Raw genomic sequence first — 21,505 nt, 5'->3', positions numbered from 1 at the left:
GGGGATGGTGCGTTCCTTCATGACGGTAGTGGGCCCGCGGTCTCGCGATTTTGTTGGACGTCCACAAACCCGGAGCTGCAATCTTGGCGGCCGACTCGCTGGATAAGTTACAGCGCGGAAACATCGTGGAGACTCGGTGGTTTCATCCCGCCGATAGCGTCAAGCGCATGTCCAGACGAGGAAAGTTGCGGGGATGACTGACGATTCGAAGACAACGCAAGTACTTGAACTCCCGGCGGCGGGGCGCTCCCCGGAGGGGGTCGCCGTCGTCGAACCTTCCGAGACGCTAGGCCCTTCCGAGACGCTAGGCGCAGGTAGCCGCACGACGGGCAACGCCGATGCGATGAGTGCAGCGAAGGAGAGCCTGGAGGACTACACCCTCAGGTTCGCACCACGGTCCTACCGCAAGTGGGGTGCTGGCGTGGTCGCGACGAGTGCGCTCGGTGGAATTGCCTATTTGGCTGATTTCTCCATCGGCGCGAATATCGGTATTTCTTATGGCACCGTGAATGCTATTTTCGGAATTGTGGTGGCGGCCGTCGTCATTTTCGCCACCGGATTCCCCTTGGCTTATTACGCGGCGCGCTACAACATCGACCTTGACCTCATCACACGAGGATCCGGATTCGGCTATTACGGCTCGGTGGTCACGAACGTTATTTTTGCGACGTTCACGTTCATCTTCTTCGCGCTCGAGGGTTCCATCATGGCGCAAGGCCTGGAGCTTGGGCTGGGCATCCCGCAGTGGCTCGGTTATGCGGCGTCCACGCTTATTGTCATTCCCTTGGTGATTTACGGGATGAAAGCCTTGTCCAAATTGCAGGTGTGGACCACCCCGTTGTGGCTCCTGCTCATGGTGGTTCCCGTGGGGTATCTGGTGATTTCGCACCCCGACAGCATCGGGGAGTTCTTCGCGTTCACGGGCAAATCCGGGGCCGAAGGAACCAACCTGGCGTCCGTGATGCTTGCCGCAGGCGTCTGCCTGTCGCTCATGGCGCAGATCGCCGAACAGATTGACTACTTGCGCTTCATGCCGCCCATGACTGCCGAGAACCGCGGTGCCTGGTGGCGAGCCGTGATCCTGGCCGGTCCGGGCTGGGTGATCTTCGGCGCGATCAAGCAAATCGTGGGCATGTTCATTGCCATTTACCTGATCGCCACCCTGGATCCGGCCGCTTCCGTGCACGCGAACGAACCCGTGCACCAATTCCTCGGCGTCTATCAGGAAATGATGCCGGCGTGGCTGGCCATGATCCTGGCCGTGGTGCTCGTGGTCATTTCGCAAATCAAGATCAACGTGACCAACGCCTACTCCGGCTCGCTCGCGTGGACCAACAGCTTCACGCGTATCACCAAGAGCTACCCGGGGCGGATGGTGTTTGTTGTGGTCAACCTGGTGATCGCGCTCGTGCTGATGGAAGCCAACATGTTCGAATTCCTCAATACCATCCTTGGTTTCTACGCGAATTGCGCCATGGCGTGGGTGGTTACGGTAGCGTCCGATATTGCGATCAACAAATACTTGCTCAAGATTTCGCCGAAGGTTCCCGAGTTCCGCCGCGGCATGCTTTACGCAGTCAACCCCGTCGGTTTTATCTCGATGCTGGTGTCGGCCAGTGTGTCGATTGCCGTGTTCTTCGGTGCTTTCGGTTCGGCTGTCCAGCCGTACTCGCCGATCTTCGCCGTCGGGCTGGCGCTAGTGCTGCCGCCCGCATTGGCCGTGTTGACCCGAGGGAAGTACTATCTCCGCCGCGCCGACGACGGAATCGAGCTGCCCATGTTCGACGCCGACGGCAACCCGAGCGACGCCAAGCTTTTGTGCCACGTGACGGGCCTGGAGTTCGAGCGTCCGGACATGGTCCGGTCCGCCCAGGACGGGCCCGACGGCGAGCCGCAGTTCATCTCTTCGCTCGCCTTGTCGACGGACAAGTCGGGGGAGTTGGTCCTGCCGGCTCAAAAGTAGGCGGGAGTTCAAAAGGCCCCATGGGCCTCGACGACGGATGGGCGGCCTGGCCGCGGTCCCGTCGTCGAGGCCTTTGGTCTGTCTTCGTAGTGTTTGATGTCCCGCGTCTCGCTGGTGAAGCGAAGCGGGGTAGTGAACCGGAGCATGTGGATAACTTTCCCGACAAAATGAGGAAGTGAGCTATCATTTTTGGAACGTTTAGTCTTGAAACTATTTGGGGATAGCAAACCATGACTCCACGCACCTCGGTTTCTGCTCGCTTTTTCATGATTGTCAGCCTTGCGACGGCGTTGACGCTGACCGCGTGCGTGAACACTACCGAGCCGCAGACCGGACAATCTGCGTCATCTACGGTTTCTGCAACTGCCACGGCTACGCCCTCTCTGGCCCTTGCTTACAAGCCCGCCGACGCTAATGGGAAAGCCGAGAACGTGCCCATCCCGGTGCTCCCGGAGGCCGCCAAGGCGAACAGCAAGGAAGGCGTGGAGGCGTTTGCCAGGTACTGGTTCCAAGCGCTTTCATACGCTTATGAGACTGGGGACACTACTGCCATCAAGCGGACCACTGGTCCTAACTGCGTTCTTTGCACCGCTTTGCAGGAAGCCATAACCGTTGCCTGGACAGACGGAAAGTGGATCGTTGGCGGCCGCATTGAGACTCCCGTGGTTGTCGGAAAATACGAAGCTGGAGGAGAGTCTCCAGAAGTGACGATCCAGGCAATTCAGCAGCTAATCGAGATTCGCAGAGCGGATGGAACCCTTTTCCAAGACGCCACCAAAGCTTCCAATAGGGGAATGCAACTCGTGGCCACGCTGAGCGCGAACGGTTGGACAGTGATCGACCTCGGATTGATCTACTAGCGATGCGACCGGTCAGTTACCTGTCGGTTGGATCTATGGTTCTCTCGTTCTTGACTGGGTTCCCAGCTGCGGTGGATTCGAAAGGAACAGAGTCGCCGGTCATCATTGGCCTGGAGGAAAATGGGGTAAACGTTGGATCCTCGAAGTGGATCCGTGATCCCCAAACCGGCGAATTTAGCCCCGCCCCTCTGAACTTCGTCAGCGATGACCCCAACCAATACAAGGCAGAGCTCCAATGCCAGGTCGACGACAATGCCTTGGATAAGAAGTGCCTACCTGGGCAGGTGCAATGTCCGCCTCGCGAGCCTGGTGGGAAATCTGGAACGCCGGTCATCTGGAAAGTCGCGCCCAAGGCGGTTTCAAATCCCACGTGGATTGACTGGAAATCGGGCAACAATGGTCCGTCCTGCCTGTACGACCAAAAGCCAGAGGACGTCCTGCCCAAGATTGCGGCAAGAGTTGAGAGCGACTTCCGCAACCTTCCGATCAAGCCCGCAAACCTGACCGCCCAGCCAAGCCCGCACACGCTCAAGGGCGCTGAAACCAACATCTTCGCCGACGCCGTTGAACAGCAATTCGATGTGACGCTCCTCGGCCAGCGAGTCCATATAGTCGCAACCCCCGTGGAGTACATCTATAGCTATGGGGACGGCAGCACTCTGGGGCCAACACCCTTTGCGGGCGGACCACTTCCGGAAGCGGAATGGGGCCAAAAGACGAGAACAAGCCACGTGTTTCAACAGACCGGTGACTTTCAGTTGTCCGTGACCACCACCTTCCGCGGCACCTACTCCGTGAATGGTGGCCCGAACATGCAGATTCCCGGCACAGGGCAGGTCGCGTCGCCGTCACAAAAGGTCAGCGTCTGGAGGTCGATCACGCGCAACTACGCCGACAACTGCATCGTGAACCCGCGTGGCGAGGGCTGCCCTGGGGTGCCCTAGGACGGCTGGGAAGAATCACAGTGTTCGAGCGACACCCGGCCTCTCAGACTAAGGCGAGCCCCGCCGTCGTCGTGTGATCCCAATCTCAACAGGAATAGTTGCAGGCGCGTGGCAGTTGCCGCCAGTGGACCTGTTCCCGTTTGAAAGGCACTGCCCATGTTGTTTTCCCCTTTGACTCTCGGCGAGATTGAACTTCCCAACCGCTTGGTCATGGCGCCGTTGACCCGCCTCCGTTCAGGCGTCGAGGGTGTTCCCGGCCCGCTGGTTGTGGAACATTACCGGCAGCGTGCTTCCCTTGGTCTGATCGTTAGCGAGGGCACATACCCGACGCCTGCAGGCCAGTCCTACCCCGGGCAGCCCGGCCTCGTCACGGAGGAACAGCTCGCAGGCTGGAAGAAGGTGACCGACGCTGTTCATGCCGAGGGCGGCCGCATTTTCGCCCAGGTTATGCACGGTGGCCGCGTTTCCCACCCGGACATCACCGGCGGTCACGAGATCGTCGCACCCAGTGCCGTGCCCATCGACGGCGAAGTCCGCACGCCGAACGGCAAGAAGCCGTACCCGGTGCCCCGCGAACTGAGCACCGACGAACTTCCCTCGGTAATCCAGGAAATCGTGACGGCATCCCGGAACGCAGTCGAGGCCGGATTCGACGGCGTGGAGCTGCATTCTGCGAATGGCTACCTGCTGCACGAATTCCTGGCACCCAACACCAACGTCCGCACTGACAGCTACGGTGGCTCCCCGGAAAACCGTGCACGCTTTGTGATCGAAACCGTCAATGCGGTGGTTGAAGCCTTGGGCGCCAACAGGGTCGGCATCCGGATTTCCCCGGAGCACTCGGTCCAGGGGATCGCCGAGACCGACCCCGCCGACGTCCGTGCCACCTATGAAGTCCTGGTGGACACCATCGCCTCGCTCAACCTCGCCTACCTCAGCATCCTCCACCATGATCCCAAGGGTGAGCTTGTCCAGGACCTTCGCGAGCGTTTCAACGGCACCTTCCTGGTGAACACCGGCTTTGGTGAAGTGACCACACTGGATGAAGCCGTGGCACTTGTGGCCGACGGTCACGCCGACGCCGTCGTGGTCGGCCGCCCCGCCATCGCCAACCCGGACCTCGCGCGCAGGTGGCGTGAGGGCCTCCCGCTCAACGAGTCGGATCCCTCCACGTTCTACGGTGAAGGCGCCAAGGGGTACACAGACTACCCGTTCTACGCCAACTAGAACCCCCGAAACCCCGACGGCGGCACCTGCGAAAGGTGCCGCCGTCGCGGTTTTAAGGCCTTTGCCGCTCTCGCCCTCCCGATTTCCGTGCCATGGCGAGGGATTCTGCTGGATCACTCGAGGTGGCACGTTCCCGAGACCGGAATCACCGGGAATTCTCCCCCTGCGTGGGGGGTGATCCAGCAGAATCCAACGCGCCGGTCTTGCGGGAGAGGTTTCAGGGCCAGCAAAGAGCGTCCTAAGCCGCCACGCGGGGACCATTCCTATAGGATTTGTCTATGAAACTCGCTTCCTCACGGGACCGCGCCCCCGGCCGACCCGTCAGCCGCCAGGTTCTCGCCGACCACGTCTACGAAGAACTTCTGGCCTGGCTCATGGACGGCCGGCTCGAACCGGGAGCCGCGGTCAGCATCGACGGCACGGCGCGGGAATTGGACGTTTCCCCGACACCCGTGCGTGAGGCTTTGGCGAGGCTGGAGCATACAGGCATGGTCCGCCGAGTTGCGCTCAAGGGTTACAGGGTGGCCCCGGTTTTCACGCGCGAAGATTTTGCGGAGCTGATGGAGGCCCGGCTCGCGATTGAGCCAGTGAATGCCCGGCTGGCGTGCAGCCGGATCACTCCCGAGGGTTTGGCGGACTTGCGAGGGGCTGTGAAGGACCTGGAGACGGCTCCCCGGGGCCCTTCTTTCGTGGAATTCCGGGACTATCTCGAGGCCGATGAGCGCTTCCATAAGCTGATCGCCGAGCAGTCCGGCAACCAATTCATGCTCGCCGCCTACTCCGCGCTGGGCGGCCAAGTCCAGCGGTTCCGACTGTTCGGGGGAGTGGGTATCACGGACGCAGAACAGGCCATCGCCGAACACCAAGCCGTGCTCGAAGCGCTGGCGAGCGGCGACCCGGAACAGGCCGAAGCCGCCATGGCCAACCATGTGCACAAGGTCCGTGCCCGGGCTATTGCCGACGCGCCCGCTGACTAAACTGCCAGGACGCTGCCGCGGACACTGACCTCAGGGCTGACGGCGCACGGGGTGGCTGCCGCGGACATCGCAAAGGTCGTCCAATTGCCCCCGGTGGCGGTGCAGTTCTCCTCCTTGCTGGGCTAAAACCCTGTGCTGACACTCCTCGGACCGAAAGTGCTGAGCGCTCTTCCGGCCAAGGACGCGGCCTTCCTGACGAGCCGATCCTTCGTCGCGAGCCTGATTTCCGGCCACTCAAACGGGCAGCGAATCGGTGACACCCTTCACAAACATATGTAAGACATATAGGATCTTCGATGATGCGGGGAACCGTCGTATGAAGCTCGGGGCCGGCCTGCTGAAGACCAAATAAATATGTTGACAGTCTTGCTTAGATAGTAAATCCTATAGGAAACAGGATTCCACGAAGGAGTGAAAACTATGGCTTACACCGCCGAAACCTGGCCCATCACCGCGGCCCTGCTCCAGTTCCCCGGCACTGATGCCACGGGACAGCACATCAACGACGCCGAGGCTTCCGCTTGGGCCGAGGTCCTGCAGGAAGTCAAGGACGCAGGATTTGCCAACGCAGACCTCACGGACAGCTGGGTCCGTCCGGGGGACCTCAGCAAGGAACGCCTCGCCGAGTTCAAACAGACCGCAGAGCACGTTGGGATAGGCATCCCGGTCATTTCGGCCATTCGCCGGAGCGTCATCCACGCCCGCGACTGGGCGGAGAACCTGGCGTACAGCCACCGAACCATCGACGCCGCAGCCGAACTAGGGTGCGAGGTTGTTTCTTTCGGACTCCACCAGGCCATCACCGCCGAGCAGCAAAAGCAGCTGTGGTTCTGGACGGTGGAAGGCTACAAGGATCCGATCGGGGACAAGGAAGCCTGGGGCAACGCCGTCACACGCTTGCGGGAACTCGGTGAGCACGCCGCGGAAGCCGGCATCCTCCTGTCCCTCGAAATGTACGAGGACACCTACCTCGGCACCGCCGATTCCTCGGTCCAGTTGGTCCAGGACATCGGGCTCGCCAACGTAGGCCTCAACCCGGACCTCGGCAACCTGATCCGCCTTCACCGTCCCATCGAGGACTGGCGCGAGATGGTGGCCAAGACCCTGCCGTACTCCAACTACTGGCACATGAAGAACTACATCCGCGACGAAGACGTGGCCCGCGACAGCTACATCACCATGCCTGCACCGATGGAGAGCGGCCTTATCAACTACCGCGAAGCCTTCAAGCTCGCGCTTTCGGTGGGCTTCCAGGGCATCCTGTGCACCGAGCACTACGGCGGCGACGGGCTCAGCGTCACGGCGAGCAACCAGGAATACCTCCGCCGACAGGTCCTTCCGAAAACCGAAAACTACGTCCTCGGCCAGAGCCAGGTCGCCCAGGGCCGGCAGCAGCCTTCCGGTCGGAGCGAGTCCGGGTCCACCCAGCCAGTAGCCTCCCAACTGGCTGGAGTCTAGGACCATGACAAGGATCTTCGACAACCCCGCAGACTTTGCGGACGATGCGCTGGACGGATTCGTCGCCGCCAACCGCGGCTATGTTGCCCGGGTGGACGGCGGAGTGGTCCGGTCCACCGAAGTGCCTACCGGGCAGGTCGCCTTGGTGGTGGGCGGAGGCTCGGGGCACTACCCGGCTTTCGCGGGACTGGTCGGGCCAGGCCTGGCAACCGCCTCGGCGTGCGGCAACATGTTTGCTTCCCCGGCGGCGGGCCAGGTATATCGGGTGGCCAAAGCAGCCAACGCCGGCGGAGGAGTCCTGCTCAGCTACGGCAACTACGCAGGAGACGTGCTGCACTTCGGCCAGGCCCAGTTGCGGCTCAACGCGGAGGGCATCGAAACCCGAACCGTGACTGTCACCGACGACATCGCCAGCGCTCCGTTGGACCAGATCGAAAAGCGGCGGGGAATCGCTGGCGACCTCACGGTCTTCAAGATCGCCGGCGCCGCGGCCGAAGCGGGACTGGACCTCGACGCCGTCGAGCGCTTGGCGATCAAGACGAACTACCGCACACGCTCGCTGGGCGTGGCCTTCGACGGTTGCACCCTTCCGGGCGCCTCGGATCCGCTGTTCCATGTACCGGCCGGCCAGATGTCCCTCGGTCTGGGCATCCACGGCGAGCCGGGCATTTCCGAGCACAAAATGCCCACGGCGTCCGAGCTCGCCGAACTGCTCGTCTCCAAGCTCCTCAACGACAAGCCCGACGACGCCGGAAACCGCGTGGTGGCCATCGTCAACGGCCTCGGCACGGTCAAGTACGACGAACTCTTCCTGCTCTTCGGCAAGATCGAGAAGCTCCTCGGCAAAGCAGGACTCACGGTAGTGGAACCCGAGTGCGGCGAGCTCGTGACAAGCCTGGACATGTCCGGTCTTTCGCTGACCCTGCTGTGGCTGGACGAGGAGCTTGAGCAGTATTGGGCTGCACCCGCGGACACCCCCGCCTTCCGCAAGGGCAACCTCGCGCCCCGCCCGCCCCGCAACCAAGCGAGCGTCACCGCCGTGGACGAGTCCGACGTCGAGCAGCCCACCGAAGCTGCTGCCGAACTGGGGCGGCAGGCCGTGGCCGTGCTCGCCCAGGTGCGGGACGTCGTCGTCGAGCATGAAGAAGAACTCGGCAAGCTGGACGCGATTGCCGGCGACGGCGACCACGGCATCGGCATGCGACGCGGCGTGGAGGCCGCTTTCACCGCAGCCGAGACGGCAATCGGAGCCTCGATCGGTCGGATCCTGACGGCGGCGGGGGAGGCCTGGAGCGAACGCGCCGGCGGTACCTCGGGCGCTCTGTGGGGCTCGGCGATCATTGCGGCCGGGCAGGCGCTCGGCAATAAGGCGGGTTACTCGGGTGAGGACGCGGCGGCCGCCGTCACTGCCTTTGTGGAGGCGATCACGGAGCTCGGCAAAGCCGAACCTGGCGACAAGACCATGGTGGACGCGTTGCTGCCGTACCGGGACGCGTTCCTCACAGAGTTCGACGCCGGAGCCCCGGTTGACCGGGCCCTCGCGGCTGCTGCTGCGGCGGCCGAGTCCGCGGCAGCTGAGACGGCGCGTTTGCGTCCCCTCAAGGGCCGGGCCCGTCCGCTCGCGGAGAAGAGCCTGGGCCACCCTGATCCTGGCGCGGTCTCCTTCGGGCTGATCACGGCGAGGATCTCACAACATATCGATTCACAACTGGGCGGTTCACAGCCGGCGCTCCCGGCAGGAAACGGAGTTCAAGCATGAGTACATCAGAGGGCTGGCGGATTGTCGTCGGCAATGACGAAGCCGGCGTGGAATACAAGCAGGCGCTCATGGCGCTGCTTGAGGCCGATCCCCGGGTGGCGTCCGTAACCGACGTTGGCGTCGGCGCCGACGACTCCACGGCCTACCCGCACGTTGCCGTGGATGCGGCGCGCAAAGTTGCCGAGGGCCAAGCAGACCGTGCCCTCTTGATCTGCGGAACGGGCCTTGGCGTGGCCATCGCGGCCAACAAGGTTCCCGGAATCCGGGCCGTCACCGCGCACGACAGCTACTCCGTTGAGCGCTCGGTCCTGAGCAACAACGCCCAGGTCCTGACCATGGGACAGCGGGTGATCGGCTTGGAACTGGCCAAGAAACTGGTGGACGAATGGCTGGGCCACCACTTCGACGAAACATCACCTTCCGCCGCCAAGGTGGACGCCATTTGCTCCTACGAGCCCGATTACACAAAGGCAGTGTGACATGACTGAATCAACAAGCAGCGCCGCAGGCGACGGAAGCGCGGCCCGGAAGATCGCCGTCGTCGGCTCCGGTTACATGGGCGGCGGGATCGCGCAGGTCCTGGCCCTCGGCGGGGCACGCGTGGCGTTGGCGGATGTGTCCGCGGAAATCGCGCAGAAGAACTACGACCGCCTGCTCGTGGAGTCGGATGAATTCGTGGCCGCGGGCCTCTTTCCGGAAGGGTCCACGGCAATCCTGAAGGCCAATCTGTGGGCGGCCAAGGACATCGAAGAGGCCGTGGCGGTTGCCGACTTCATCGAAGAAGCCGTCCCGGAGGTCCTCGACATCAAGCACAAGACCCTGGCACGCATCAGCGCCGCCTCCCGTCCTGACGCCGTGATCGGCTCCAACACCTCCACGATCTCCATCGCCGATCTGGCCGAGGCCGTGGCACGTCCGGAGCGGTTCCTGGGCGTGCACTTCTCCAACCCCTCTCCGTTCATTCCCGGCGTCGAGATCATTCCCCACGCCGGCACCACGCCGGAGACCGTTGCTGCTTCCCGCGAACTGGTCCACGCGGCCGGCAAGCAAACCGCTGTGGTGAAGGACGTCACGGGCTTCGTGCTCAACCGGCTCCAATACGCGCTTTTCCACGAGGCTGCGCAGCTGGTGGAGCAGGGGATCGCAACAGCCGACGACGTCGACACCCTGGTCCGTACCACGTTCGGCTTCCGTCTGCCGTTCTTTGGCCCATTCGCGATCGCCGACATGGCCGGACTGGACGTCTACGACTTCTGCTACAAATCCCTGCAGACCGGATTCCCGGAACGCTTCGCCACCCCGAAGATCCTGAGCGACCTCGTGGAGGCAGGAAAGCTCGGGACCAAGAGCGGGGCAGGTTTCCTCAACGTCCCCGCGGAACGCACCCCGGAACTCATCGCTTACCGGAACAAGGCCTACGTGGCCATGCAGAAGCTCCTCGACGAGCTCGGCCCGGCACCCATCAACTAGTCCCGACATTCACAGGAGAATACCCATGAGCATCTTCCCCGCGGAACGAACCGCGATTGTCACCGGCGCCGTTTCCGAGCGCGGCATCGGCCGGGCTACCGCCAACTACCTTGCAGCACAGGGCTGGAACATCGGCATCATCGACCTCGACGACGCACTCTGCAAGTCCACCGCCAAGGAAATCGCCGCCGAATACGGCGTACAGGCCTACGGCGTGGGCGCCAACGTGGCCGACGAGGCATCCGTGCGCTCCGCGATCGACACGCTCGAGGCCGAGTTGCCGCAGATCGTGGCCCTCGCCAACGTCGCCGGCGTCAGCTCACCGATCCCGTACCTGGAACTCGAGCCAGCCGAATGGAACCGTGTCCTGGATATCAACCTCAACGGCGTCCACTACGCCACCCGCCGCGTGGCCGAATCCATGGTCAAGAACCGCATCGGCCGCATCGTGAACATCTCCTCGGTCTCCGCACAGCGCGGCGGCGGGACGTTCTCCAAGACCCCGTACTCGGTAGCCAAGGCCGGCGTCATCGGCCTGACCCGTGCCACCGCCCGGGAACTGGGGGAGTACGACATCACCGTCAACGCCATTTCTCCCGGCCCGATCGACACCGACATCATGGGCGGCACCCTCAGCCAGGAACGCAAGGACGAACTCACCAAGGACCTCGTGGTGAACCGTGTGGGCTCCACGCGGGACATCGCCGCCGCCATCGCCTTCCTCATCAGCGAGGACTCCGGTTACATCTCGGGCCAGACGCTGAATGTCGACGGCGGCTTGTACATGCACTAATCCGCACCTGCACTAATCCCGAATGCTTGAAACCTGATTATTCAACACTGATTACTCATCTGTCCTTACTCAACGAGGAGTTTCGATGTCCCTTGCCACTTCATCCACGAAGGAGATGCTGGATTCGCCGATCCTGAAATCGGCGATCCGCAAGGCTGCCACCCGGCTCATGCCGATGCTGGTCATCCTCTATGTGGTTTCCTTCCTTGACCGCACCAATGTCGGTTTCGCCGAAGCTGCACTCGGCGCCGACAAAGGCGTCTCGGCCGGGGCGTTCGCGCTCGGTGCCGGTATTTTCTTCATCGGTTACGCGATCTTCGAAATCCCCAGCAACCTGCTGCTCAAGAAGGTGGGTGCGAAGGTCTGGCTCGCCCGTATTGCGATCACGTGGGGCATCGTCTCGGCCTGCTTCGCGTTCGTGCAGGGTGAGACGTCCTTCGTGATCCTGCGGTTCCTGCTCGGCGTGACCGAGGCCGGCCTGTTCCCGGGCGTCATCATGTACCTGGCCGAGTGGTTCCCGAACAAGGTGCGCGTGCAGATGTTCGCGATCTTCTACCTCGCCCAGCCGTTCTCGCAGATGATCGGCAACCCGCTCTCGGGCTGGCTCATCAACATCGGCGACCAGCTTCCGGGCGTCCGTGGCTGGCAGGTCATGTTCTTCATCGAGGGCATCCTGGCCGTGCTCGCGGGCGTTGCGGCGTTCTTCTTCCTGATCAACGGGCCGGAGAAGGCCAAGTTCCTCAACGTCGACGAGAAGTTCGCGCTCAAGGAGATCATGACCCAGGAGGACACTGTAAAGGATGAAAGCGGGCCGCGGGGCGTCTTCGCGGCGATGCGCAACGGCCGCGTCTGGTACTTCACCCTCATCTACTTCTGCCTGCAGATCGCCGTCTACGGCGTCACCTTCTTCCTCCCGCAGCAGGTTTCGTCGCTGACCGGCCAGAAGGTGGGCCTCGCGGTCGGCCTCCTGATCGCGGTTCCGTGGTTCTTCGGGATCTTCTCCTGCTACCTGATCGGCCGGGCAGCCAACACGGTCGCAAAGCGCCGCACGTTCGGCACGGTGCTGTTCGTCTCGACGGGTCTGTGCATCCTCGGTTCGGCCTGGGCCGGGACCAACCACCAGCCGGTGCTCGGACTGATCTTCATCACGCTCGCGGTATGCAGCTTCCTCGCTGTCGGGCCGGTTGTCTGGGCTTACCCCACGGCATTCCTCGCCGGTTCCGCAGCCGCGGCCGGCATTGGCCTGATCAACTCGCTGGGCAACCTGGGCGGTTTCGTGGCTCCGATTCTGCGGACCGCGGTCAACAGCGCCACGGCAGACCCCACCGGATCCGCCGGTGTCTACGCGCTCGGAATCCTGCCCTTCCTGGCGGCCGCCATGATGTATGGCACCCGGGTATTCAAGAACAAGGCCGACGACCTTCTGGGCAAGTAGACCGTTGTACATCGGGGTCAGCACCAAGATGTACATGGGCTACCGGCACAGCATGTCCTGGCTGGAGCAAGTTCGAAGTGAAGTGGACGCCCGTCCGGCCCTGGTGGCCGGGCGGGTGGTCCCGTTTGTGATCCCGTCGTTTCCCGTGTTGCCGGACGCGGCCCGGATACTGGAAGGCTCTCCGCTCCTTCTGGGTGCGCAGAACTGTGGCTGGGCCGAGGGGCCGTGGACGGGTGAAGTGTCACCGCGGTTGCTGGCGGAGCTGGGTGTGCGGCTCGTGGAGATCGGACACGCTGAACGACGCCGGCATTTCGCCGAGGACGACGCCGTGGTCGCATTGAAGGTCCGGGCCGCGGTGGAAGCAGGGTTGACTCCGTTGCTGTGTGTCGGCGAGGAGGCCGTCGCCGATCCGGCGGTGTCGGCGTCGTTCGTGTTCCAGCAGATCTCGGCCGCCGTGCGGGACGACTGGGAGACGGCGGGCCGCGTGGTTATTGCGTACGAACCGGTGTGGGCCATCGGCGCTGCCGAGCCGGCCGGCGCAGCTTATGTGTCCGACGTCGTCGCTCACTTGCGAGACTTGCTCGCCGAGCATGGCCTCGCGGGGCTGCCGATCATTTACGGTGGCTCGGCCAAACCGGGGCTCCTGCCCGAGCTGCGGGGTGTGTCCGGACTGTTCCTAGGCCGCTTCGCCCACGACGCCGCGAACTTCGGGGCGGTCTTGGACGAGGCGCTCGCGGCGGACGAGGCGCTCGGGCCGCCACGCTGGCACAGTCCGACAAAACCTCCCAGGTGCTCCAGCCCTTCCGGCTGTGTCGGCAAGTAGTTGGTCAGTTCCGGTGAGCGCACGACGACGGCGCGCCACTGACCGCGCGACACCGCCACATTGATCCGGTTGCGCGAGAGCAGGAACTCCATGCCGCGCGGAACCTCGGCGGCAGCAGACGCAGCCATGGACACGATCACCACGGGGGCTTCCTGGCCTTGGAATTTGTCCACGGTCCCGACCCGCACACCGCGGAGTCCAGCCATTCTCAGTTCGTGCTGGATGAGCTGGACCTGGGCGTTATAGGCAGCCACCACGAGGATGTCCTTTTCGAGCAGCGGCCGCTCTTCGGCTGATTCGCGCGGGTCCAGCCAAGCCAGTCCCAGGTGCGCCCTGACTTGGCGGACTACCTCCGCAGCCTCTTCGGGAGACTGCGTGGAATTGCCGCTGTGCGGGACGTAGACACACTCGACGCCGGCCCGGACTCCGGAGAGCCGCCGCCCGGAAGCAGCCGGTGCCGAATGCAGCCGACCATCGTAGGACAGCTCCGACACCGCAGCGCACAGATCCGGGTGCATGCGCCACGACGTCGCGAGGAAGTAGCCGAGCTCCGCGGGCAGCGTGTGCAGGCCGTGGGCCAGCCAGCCGAGGGCAGACTCATCCACGGGTTCCGGGTGCTTGCCCTGGGTGACTTGGGGAAGTTGCTGCGGGTCGCCAAGGAGCAGCAGCCGCTTCGTTGCCCGGCTCACGGCGAGCGTGTTGGCGAGCGAGAACTGACCGGCCTCGTCGATCACCAGCAAGTCCAGGGAACGGGCGGGCACGGAGCTTCCCGTCATAACCCAGGCGGTGCCGCCGATGAGGCAACCGCCTGGTGCGGCGAGGAGGCGGGCGACGTCCTTATCCTTGCGCCGGCTCCACGGCACGTCGCCATCGTGCTTCATATCCTTGGCGACAACGTCGGGATTCACCCCGGCCCCAATTGCCGTGCAGAGCATGTTCTCAATCATGGCGTTCGATTGGCCCACTACCCCGACCTTCCAACCTTTCGCCACCAACCGGGCCACGACGCGTGCGCCGACATAGGTCTTCCCCGTGCCGGGAGGGCCTTGGACTGCGACGTAGGAATGGTCGAGGTCGTTGACTGCGGCTGTCACGGCATTGACATACCCCTCGTCTCCGGGTTCGACCACGGGCAGGGCCCCGAGACTTTTCAGCCGGGGCGGGATGCGGCGCAGCAGGTCCAAAGCCGGGTCCTTCGGCCATGACGGCAGGTTGGAGCGTACCTCGATGGCCAGTTCCGAGAGGGCCGCGCGCTGACCTTTTGTGTTGACGGGAGCATCCGGCGTGAGCGCCATGGGCAGCTGCTGGAAAGGGGAGGTTTTGCTGGGCAGGATCTCCCGGACCAGAACCGTGTCGCCGGCTTCCTTGCCGGCTTGGTCCTCTCCGGCTCCGTCAGCAGGGCCGTAACCGCCGACCTCCAGGATTTCGGTACCCCCTGCACCTGACCTGCCCTGGGCACTAAACGCCTTGCCGTCGAACGCCTCCGGCACCGGTGGACCGTACATCCGGAAGTACGTCTTACCGGATCCGAAGCCTGATCCTTCGGCTGCGCGGCCGAAGAGCAGCACATCCCTTGAGGGGTTCCGCTTTCCAGGCAGTACGGCCCAATCACGCACCACTTCGCCGCCTTCCACGATGAAGCAGTCCCTCGTGTCTTCCCATTCGGAGACCGGCCGGTCCAGGCGGTCGAAGTGTCCCCACCAGAATTGCTTGTCCTCCCGCCGGTGAAAGCCAACCGCGGCCGCCACCATGGCCACCGCCCGGTTGTCGTCGGAGCGGAGGGAATCGTCCGGCAAGTCCGCAAGGTAGTCGAGGAGGGCTGTTTCCTCGGGCGCGGCCTCGTACTTGTCCGGCGCGGTCTCCGCAGGCAGTTCGGGTCCCGAAGCGGCCGGAAAACCGGGCTCAATGGAGCGTTCCGCTGCCAGGCCCAACAGCCAATTCCGCAGTTCCAGGGTGGAGAGGCAGTCGTATTCGTTGTAGTCGGAAATACCCGCGAGGATCGTTGCCGCCTCATCTTCGCGGTTCGCGTCCCGGGCCGTGCAGTAATTGGCGTAGGCAACCACGGAGGCTCCGGCGTCGGTCACGTCGCCCGAGCGCAAATGTTCGCCCATATACAGAGGCTCGAGTTTCTTGATGCTGTAGGAGTCTTCGGAGATGCGGATGCTGTGCCGAACGGTGTCGTAGAGGTCCACCAGCACGCCTTCGCGGAGAAGGTTGTCCACTGCGGCTTCGCCCACAGTGTGGATGACCGACAGGTTCCGCAGCGCGGTCTTCTCGTAGGCCGCGTAGTGGTAGATCCGCATGTCCGGATACTTCATGCGGCGTTCTTCCACGTAGTCGAGGAACTCGATGAACGCTTGCCGTTCCTCAGCCCGGGAATGTGCCCAGAACGGCTTGAACACCGGAGATCCGCCCGGCTCGGTCGGATTTTCGATGACCCCGAACAAGTACTCCAGTCCCCAGCGGCCGGTTACCGGGTCTTGCCACAAGGGGTCTCCCTCGAAGTCGAAGAAGATGTCTCCCGCGTCTGGCCGGGGGAGCCGGGCCAGGGAATTCTGCTCCAGAACGGAATAGCTGATGCTCTTCGCGGTGCCCGTCTTGTCGGTGTAATTGACGGTGCCATCGGGCGTGGCTATTCCGGTTTGCAGTCGGGCCTGTTCCTGCAGGCGCCTTGTGGCGGAATCCGCGGCGTCGGGCATCTCGGCAAGGGCGTCGATGGTGAAAATGCCGTTTTCCATGAGCTTCTTGCGCCGGGTAATTCTCATGCCCGCCACCATGAGCAGATCCCGGTGGAGCCGCACTTGCTCCTTGCAGTAGTCGCAGCGACCGCATGCGGTGACCCCGGCCGCGCCCCATTGGATAGGCTCCAGCCGCGATCGGTGTGCGCCCGTCAATGCAAGGAAGCGGTCCCGGCGTTCGCGGTATACCGGCAGGACATCGGCGAGGCGGTGGTTGCTGTGCACATAGTCGAAGCCGGCCCGGCCGTCCGGCACGCCAGCGTCGCGCTGGATGGTGGCCCCGAGGACCAGGGTCAGATCCGGGGCCGGAGTGATTCCCGCCTTGAGCAACTGCTCGGCATAGGCCGCCAGTTGCAACAGCGCAGTGACCTTGGCGTGGCGGGCGAGCTTGGTGTCGTACACCGCGTAGCTGCCGTCAGGCTGCTTGACGAGGAAATCGGACCGTCCGTGAAACTGACCGTCGAAGAATGCCGCCTGGAAGACCACATCGGCGCCGGACCGCAACGCCTCGATGGATTCCGCATGCTTGGCCTGCAGGGTGGCGCGGTCCATCGCTTCGGCGGGAACGACGTCGAACACGCCCGTGTGCGCAAGCGGATCCCACGTGCCGAACTCGGCCATAAAGCGGTCCAGCACCCTGTGCTCGTGAACGTCGCCCAGCGCGGCGGTCCGTTCCAGCATTTCGTCGACGTCGAACGTCGGCTTCTGGGTGAGGCCCAGCTTCTCATCCAACTTGCGCAGCAACTGGTACTCGCACGTGGAAGCCGTGACGAGGTCGCTGGCGGAAAACACCAAATCCTGCTGGTGCCCTGCAACTTCTGAATCGAGAAAAAACACCGTGCCCCCGGACTGTTGAGCTGATGATGCCAAGCTATCAGTGCGGTCCGACAAGAAGGAGAGCCCCGGCGCTACGCTGGTCCAAACACAAGAGGGACCACGGACAGCACAGCACCGCCACCCCCACCCGATCCCCATTTCCCGGAAAGCAGGCTCCGAATGACCCAGTCTGACGCCTCAACCTCCCAGGACCCAGCCTTCGAAGCCGCGTACCGGGCCGCCCAAAAGAGCCTTCACGAAGGCGGCATTCCCATCGGCGCGGCGCTCGCACGCGGTGGCGTGGTGATCGCGAGCGGGCACAACGAACGTGTCCAGAACGGCGACCCCATCGCGCACGGGGAGATGTCGGCTCTCCGCGCAGCCGGCCGACAGAAAAGCTACCGGGACACCATCCTGTACACGACCCTCGCGCCGTGCGCCATGTGCACGGGCACCATCATCCAGTTCAAGATCCCGCGCGTGGTGGTGGGGGAATCCCGCACGTTCGGCGGCGAATTCGAGCTGTTGCAGTCCCGGGGCGTAGAGGTTGTGGTCCTCGATGATCAGCGGTGCGTTGACATGATGCGCACCTTCCAGGAAGAGAATCCGGACCTGTGGGCCGAGGACATCGCCGAGTAAATCCGGCGGGAGCAACAAGTAATTCGGCGGAGCAAACAGCATCTGGCCACAGCCTTAGCCCAAGCGTAGGCTGACAGCATCGGCGTCGGTGCCGGGGGTCCGCGTCGATACCCAATCGATCAAGGAGGACTCATGAGTGTTGTGCGCGAATTCATGACCACCAATGCCCAGTGCGTCAAAGAAGAGCAGTCGCTGCGTGACGCGGCTGTCCTGATGCGCGACCTGGACGTCGGTTCGCTGCCGATCTGCGGCAACGATGGAAGACTCAAGGGATTCATCACTGACCGCGACATTGTGGTCAGGTGCGTTGCTGAGGGACTGGATGCTGACCGGCTGACCGCGGCAGATCTGGCCCAGGGCACGCCGATCTGGATCGATGCGGATGCCAGCGTCGATGCCGCCATCGACCTGATGGAAAAGCACCAGATCCGGCGCCTTCCGGTCATCACCGACCACAAGTTGGTGGGCATCATCAGCCAGGGCGATATCGCCCGCAACTACACCGAGGAGCGCGTAGGCGAATTGGTGGAGCACATCTCCGCCAAGACCCCCATGGCGCAACAGGGTTAACCGCAACTTTCGCATCCATCAAGCGCCACGGCCCTCCGGCCGTGGCGCTTCCGTATGGGGGTTAAGAAGTCCCAGAAGCTAGAGAAACGCTTCCCGCCCGGTGCCTTCACGCATCACCAGTTCCCCGTCCTCGATGGATACCAGCAGGCTCTTTGCCTTTCCATGCAGTTTCTTGCTTGCGCTCAACTGCCGGCTGGTGACCTCGACGCCTACGGTGGATCCCTTCGCGGGCAACTCCACCGAGATCTCCGCCGCCATCCCCAGGATCTCCCTGGTCGATACGTCGCGCTCGTGGTGGGCCTCTTTGTGGTTGACGGTGACTTCTACGTCATCTGCGTCAAAGCCGTCCTGCAGGATGATGAGCAGTTCTTGCATGATGCGCCTCTTCCTTGAGTAGCATTCCTGACCGGATCAACGGCGGCTCTTTCCACTACAGCACTCCGCGCCGTCTTTAGGTAGGGCAAAATGTCAGGGTGACTCATCTTCCACAGCACCAGTCAGCAGACGCCGCCATCCACGCCCTGATCGCCGAAGAACTCGGCGTGAAGTCCTGGCAGGTCAAGGCCGCGGTTGACTTGCTTGACGCCGGATCCACCGTTCCGTTTATCGCCCGGTACCGCAAGGAAGTCACCGGGACGCTCGATGACACCCAGTTGCGCGAGCTCGAGGAACGGCTCCGGTACCTGCGGGACCTGGAGGACCGCCGTCGGACGGTCCTTGAGGCGATTGCCGCGCAAGGCAAGCTAACTCCGGAACTGGAGGCCGCCGTCGTCGGGGCCGATACCAAGTCCCGGCTCGAAGACATCTACCTGCCCTTCAAATCCAAGCGCCGTACCAAAGCGCAGATCGCCCGCGAGGCCGGCCTCGAACCACTCGCCGATGCGCTGCTCGCGAACCCCCAGCTCGAGCCCGAGCGTGAGGCCGCCAAGTACCTCAACGCCGAGCACTCCATTGATGATGCCGCCGCGGCGCTCGCCGGCGCCCGCTCGATCCTCGTGGAGCGGGTCTCCCAGGACCCCGATCTCGCCGAGACGCTACGCGAGCGGTTGTGGACGCAGGGTCGGATGGTTTCGCGCGTGAAGAAGGGCAAGGAACTCGAGGGGCAGAAGTTCAAGGACTACTTCGAGTTCTCCCAAGTGCCGTCCGGCATGCCCGGCCACCGCGTGCTCGCACTCTTGCGCGGCGAGAACGACGGCGTCCTGGAGCTTGATCTCGCCGAGGCAGAACCAGCCGACGACGACGCCCTGGCTGCCGCGCGCGCCCGGTACGAGAACGCCGTGGCCAAGTGCCTCGGGGTCGCCGAGCGTGGCCGGCCCGCCGATTCGTGGCTCGTGCAGACCGCACAGATCGCCTGGCGCTCGCGCATCCTGGACCGGCTGAGCAATGATCTTCGCGGCCGCATGTTCGCTCAGGCCGAGGACGAAGCCGTCCGGGTCTTCGCCGCCAACCTCCGCGACGTGCTCCTCGCCGCCCCGGCCGGAAACCGCGCCACGCTGGGCCTGGACCCGGGACTGCGGACGGGCGTGAAAGTGGCCGTCGTCGACGGCACCGGCAAAGTCGTGGCCACCGATACCGTCTATCCCCATGCCCCGGCAAAGAAGTGGGACGAGGCGTTGGCGACGCTGGAGCGTTTGGCGCGGCAGCACGGCGTCGAACTCGTCGCTATCGGCAACGGCACGGCGTCGCGCGAGACGGACAAGCTTGCCGTTCAGCTCATCAAGTCGCTGGCGGCATCCGGCGGTCCCACGTTGCAGAAACTCGTGGTGTCCGAGGCCGGCGCCTCCGTGTATTCGGCATCCGCGCTCGCGGCCGCGGAACTGCCGGGCATGGACGTGTCCTTGCGCGGAGCCGTTTCGATCGCCCGACGCTTGCAGGATCCGCTGGCCGAATTGGTGAAGATCGAACCGAAGTCGATCGGAGTGGGGCAATACCAGCACGATGTCACGGCGGCGAAGCTGGACCGTTCGCTGGACGCCGTCGTCGAGGACTGCGTGAATGCGGTGGGCGTGGACGTGAACACGGCGTCGCCCGCGCTGCTGGCCCGGGTGGCCGGCGTCGGGCCGCTCTTGAGTGAGAACATTGTGGCGTACCGCAACGAGAACGGGCCGTTCGCCAAGCGGGCCGACCTCAAGAAGGTGCCGCGGCTAGGTGCGAAGGCGTTTGAGCAATGCGCGGGCTTCCTACGCATCACCGGGGGAGCGGAACCGCTCGACGCGTCGAGCGTCCACCCGGAGGCGTACTCGGTGGCTCGTAAGATCGTCGCCGCAGCCCGTGGCGCCGCCGTGTCCTCGCTGGATCCTCAGGCCTTCGTGGACGGGACGTTCGGCCTGCCCACAGTGCGCGACATTATGTCCGAGCTCGAAAAGCCGGGCCGCGACCCCCGTCCGGCATTCGCCGCGGCGACGTTCTCCGAGGGCATCGAGAAGATCTCCGACCTCAAACCCGGCATGATCCTGGAAGGCACCGTCACCAACGTGGCCGCGTTCGGGGCGTTCGTGGATGTCGGAGTGCACCAGGACGGCCTGGTCCACGTGTCCGCGCTGTCCAACAAGTTCGTGTCCGATCCCCGCGAGATCGTGAAATCCGGACAGGTCGTGCGCGTGAAGGTCCTGGAGGCCGATCCGGAGCGCAAGCGGATTTCACTAACCCTCAGGCTCGACGACGAACCCGGCACCGCGGGCGGGTCCGGTTCCCGGAGCGGCGGGCGTGACCGCGGCTCGCGCGGCGGCGAGCCTGAGCGCAGCGAGCGGCGCAATGGGGGCGAGCGAGGGGATCGTGGCCAGAATCGCCCGGCGCCGCAGGCTGGACAGGACGGTCGCAAAGTGGTTCCAGCGAAGGCGGCTCCCCAGGCGCCGGTCAACACGGCCATGGCGGAAGCGTTGCGCCGCGCCGGGCTCGGGAAGTAGCCGCATTCTCTTAGCCACTTCGTGGGTGCGGGGGGCCAGGGGCGGTGGCGGAAGCGCCGGCTGGCCCGCCCCCCCCAGAATGACGAGGGCCCGTAAAAAGAATTCACGCAGCACCACAAAAAAACAG

16 protein-coding genes and 1 pseudogene are annotated in these 21,505 nt (G+C 63.8%); 15 read left to right on the top strand and 2 right to left on the bottom strand.

From position 1 onward, the window contains the following. The first annotated feature begins 193 nt into the window (after positions 1-193). The 12 genes from AB0O52_RS16870 (at position 194) to AB0O52_RS16815 (ending at position 13,709) form a co-directional block, all read left to right on the top strand. Complete coding sequence (locus AB0O52_RS16870) at positions 194-1,963, top strand: hypothetical protein (RefSeq protein ID WP_364539746.1); 1,770 nt, start codon at positions 194-196, stop codon at positions 1,961-1,963. Between the two features lie 230 nt (positions 1,964-2,193). Beyond that, on the top strand, positions 2,194-2,823 hold the full coding sequence (locus AB0O52_RS16865) for a DUF6318 family protein (RefSeq protein WP_364539743.1): 630 nt from the start codon (positions 2,194-2,196) through the stop codon (positions 2,821-2,823). Positions 2,824-2,858: 35 nt separating this feature from the next. Further along, positions 2,859-3,767 (top strand): hypothetical protein, encoded by a 909-nt coding sequence (locus AB0O52_RS16860; RefSeq protein ID WP_364539740.1) that lies wholly within the window; start codon positions 2,859-2,861, stop codon positions 3,765-3,767. A gap of 156 nt (positions 3,768-3,923) precedes the next feature. Then, the gene (locus AB0O52_RS16855) at positions 3,924-4,994 is read left to right on the top strand and encodes an alkene reductase (protein WP_364539737.1); all 1,071 of its coding nucleotides are present in this window, start codon (positions 3,924-3,926) and stop codon (positions 4,992-4,994) included. Positions 4,995-5,272: 278 nt separating this feature from the next. Next, complete coding sequence (locus AB0O52_RS16850; RefSeq protein ID WP_364539734.1) at positions 5,273-5,971, top strand: GntR family transcriptional regulator; 699 nt, start codon at positions 5,273-5,275, stop codon at positions 5,969-5,971. Between the two features lie 420 nt (positions 5,972-6,391). Next, positions 6,392-7,429: a sugar phosphate isomerase/epimerase family protein gene (locus AB0O52_RS16845; protein WP_364539731.1), complete on the top strand. Its 1,038-nt coding sequence runs from the start codon at positions 6,392-6,394 to the stop codon at positions 7,427-7,429. 4 nt (positions 7,430-7,433) lie between these two features. Beyond that, the gene (dhaL, locus tag AB0O52_RS16840; RefSeq protein WP_364539728.1) at positions 7,434-9,188 is read left to right on the top strand and encodes a dihydroxyacetone kinase subunit DhaL; all 1,755 of its coding nucleotides are present in this window, start codon (positions 7,434-7,436) and stop codon (positions 9,186-9,188) included. After that, on the top strand, positions 9,185-9,667 hold the full coding sequence (locus tag AB0O52_RS16835; RefSeq protein WP_364539725.1) for a ribose-5-phosphate isomerase: 483 nt from the start codon (positions 9,185-9,187) through the stop codon (positions 9,665-9,667). The genes dhaL and AB0O52_RS16835 overlap by 4 nt, the downstream gene beginning before the upstream one ends. Position 9,668: 1 nt before the next feature. Further along, entirely contained in the window at positions 9,669-10,658 is a 990-nt protein-coding gene (locus AB0O52_RS16830) for a 3-hydroxyacyl-CoA dehydrogenase family protein (protein ID WP_364539722.1), read from the top strand. 25 nt (positions 10,659-10,683) lie between these two features. Then, entirely contained in the window at positions 10,684-11,451 is a 768-nt protein-coding gene (locus AB0O52_RS16825; RefSeq protein WP_364539720.1) for an SDR family oxidoreductase, read from the top strand. 85 nt (positions 11,452-11,536) lie between these two features. Further along, complete coding sequence (locus tag AB0O52_RS16820; RefSeq protein WP_364539717.1) at positions 11,537-12,886, top strand: MFS transporter; 1,350 nt, start codon at positions 11,537-11,539, stop codon at positions 12,884-12,886. Continuing rightward, entirely contained in the window at positions 12,837-13,709 is an 873-nt protein-coding gene (locus tag AB0O52_RS16815; RefSeq protein ID WP_364539714.1) for a triose-phosphate isomerase family protein, read from the top strand. The genes AB0O52_RS16820 and AB0O52_RS16815 overlap by 50 nt, the downstream gene beginning before the upstream one ends. Here the strand turns inward: AB0O52_RS16815 and AB0O52_RS16810 are convergent. After that, positions 13,646-17,284, bottom strand: a pseudogene (locus tag AB0O52_RS16810) (TM0106 family RecB-like putative nuclease); the annotation flags it as partial. The gene AB0O52_RS16815 and the pseudogene AB0O52_RS16810 sit on opposite strands and share 64 nt — an antisense overlap. Positions 17,285-17,443: 159 nt before the next feature. On the opposite strand from AB0O52_RS16810, the gene AB0O52_RS16805 reads away from it, so the two are divergent. Beyond that, complete coding sequence (locus tag AB0O52_RS16805; protein WP_364539711.1) at positions 17,444-17,902, top strand: nucleoside deaminase; 459 nt, start codon at positions 17,444-17,446, stop codon at positions 17,900-17,902. A 132-nt stretch (positions 17,903-18,034) separates the two neighbouring features. Beyond that, entirely contained in the window at positions 18,035-18,472 is a 438-nt protein-coding gene (locus AB0O52_RS16800) for a CBS domain-containing protein (RefSeq protein ID WP_364539708.1), read from the top strand. A 78-nt stretch (positions 18,473-18,550) separates the two neighbouring features. Here AB0O52_RS16800 and AB0O52_RS16795 read toward each other — a convergent pair whose 3' ends face one another. Further along, positions 18,551-18,847, bottom strand: coding sequence for a hypothetical protein (locus AB0O52_RS16795; protein ID WP_364539705.1), 297 nt, complete (start codon positions 18,845-18,847; stop codon positions 18,551-18,553). Positions 18,848-18,945: 98 nt separating this feature from the next. Here AB0O52_RS16795 and AB0O52_RS16790 point away from each other — a divergent pair, with 98 nt between their 5' ends. After that, positions 18,946-21,378: a Tex family protein gene (locus AB0O52_RS16790; protein WP_364539703.1), complete on the top strand. Its 2,433-nt coding sequence runs from the start codon at positions 18,946-18,948 to the stop codon at positions 21,376-21,378. The last annotated feature ends 127 nt before the right edge of the window (positions 21,379-21,505 follow it).

This window comes from Arthrobacter sp. NPDC080073, from assembly GCF_040686575.1.
GTDB lineage: Bacteria > Actinomycetota > Actinomycetes > Actinomycetales > Micrococcaceae > Arthrobacter.
The sequence above is the reverse complement of the archived record's forward strand: the minus strand, read 5'-3'. Positions and strand labels throughout refer to the sequence as shown.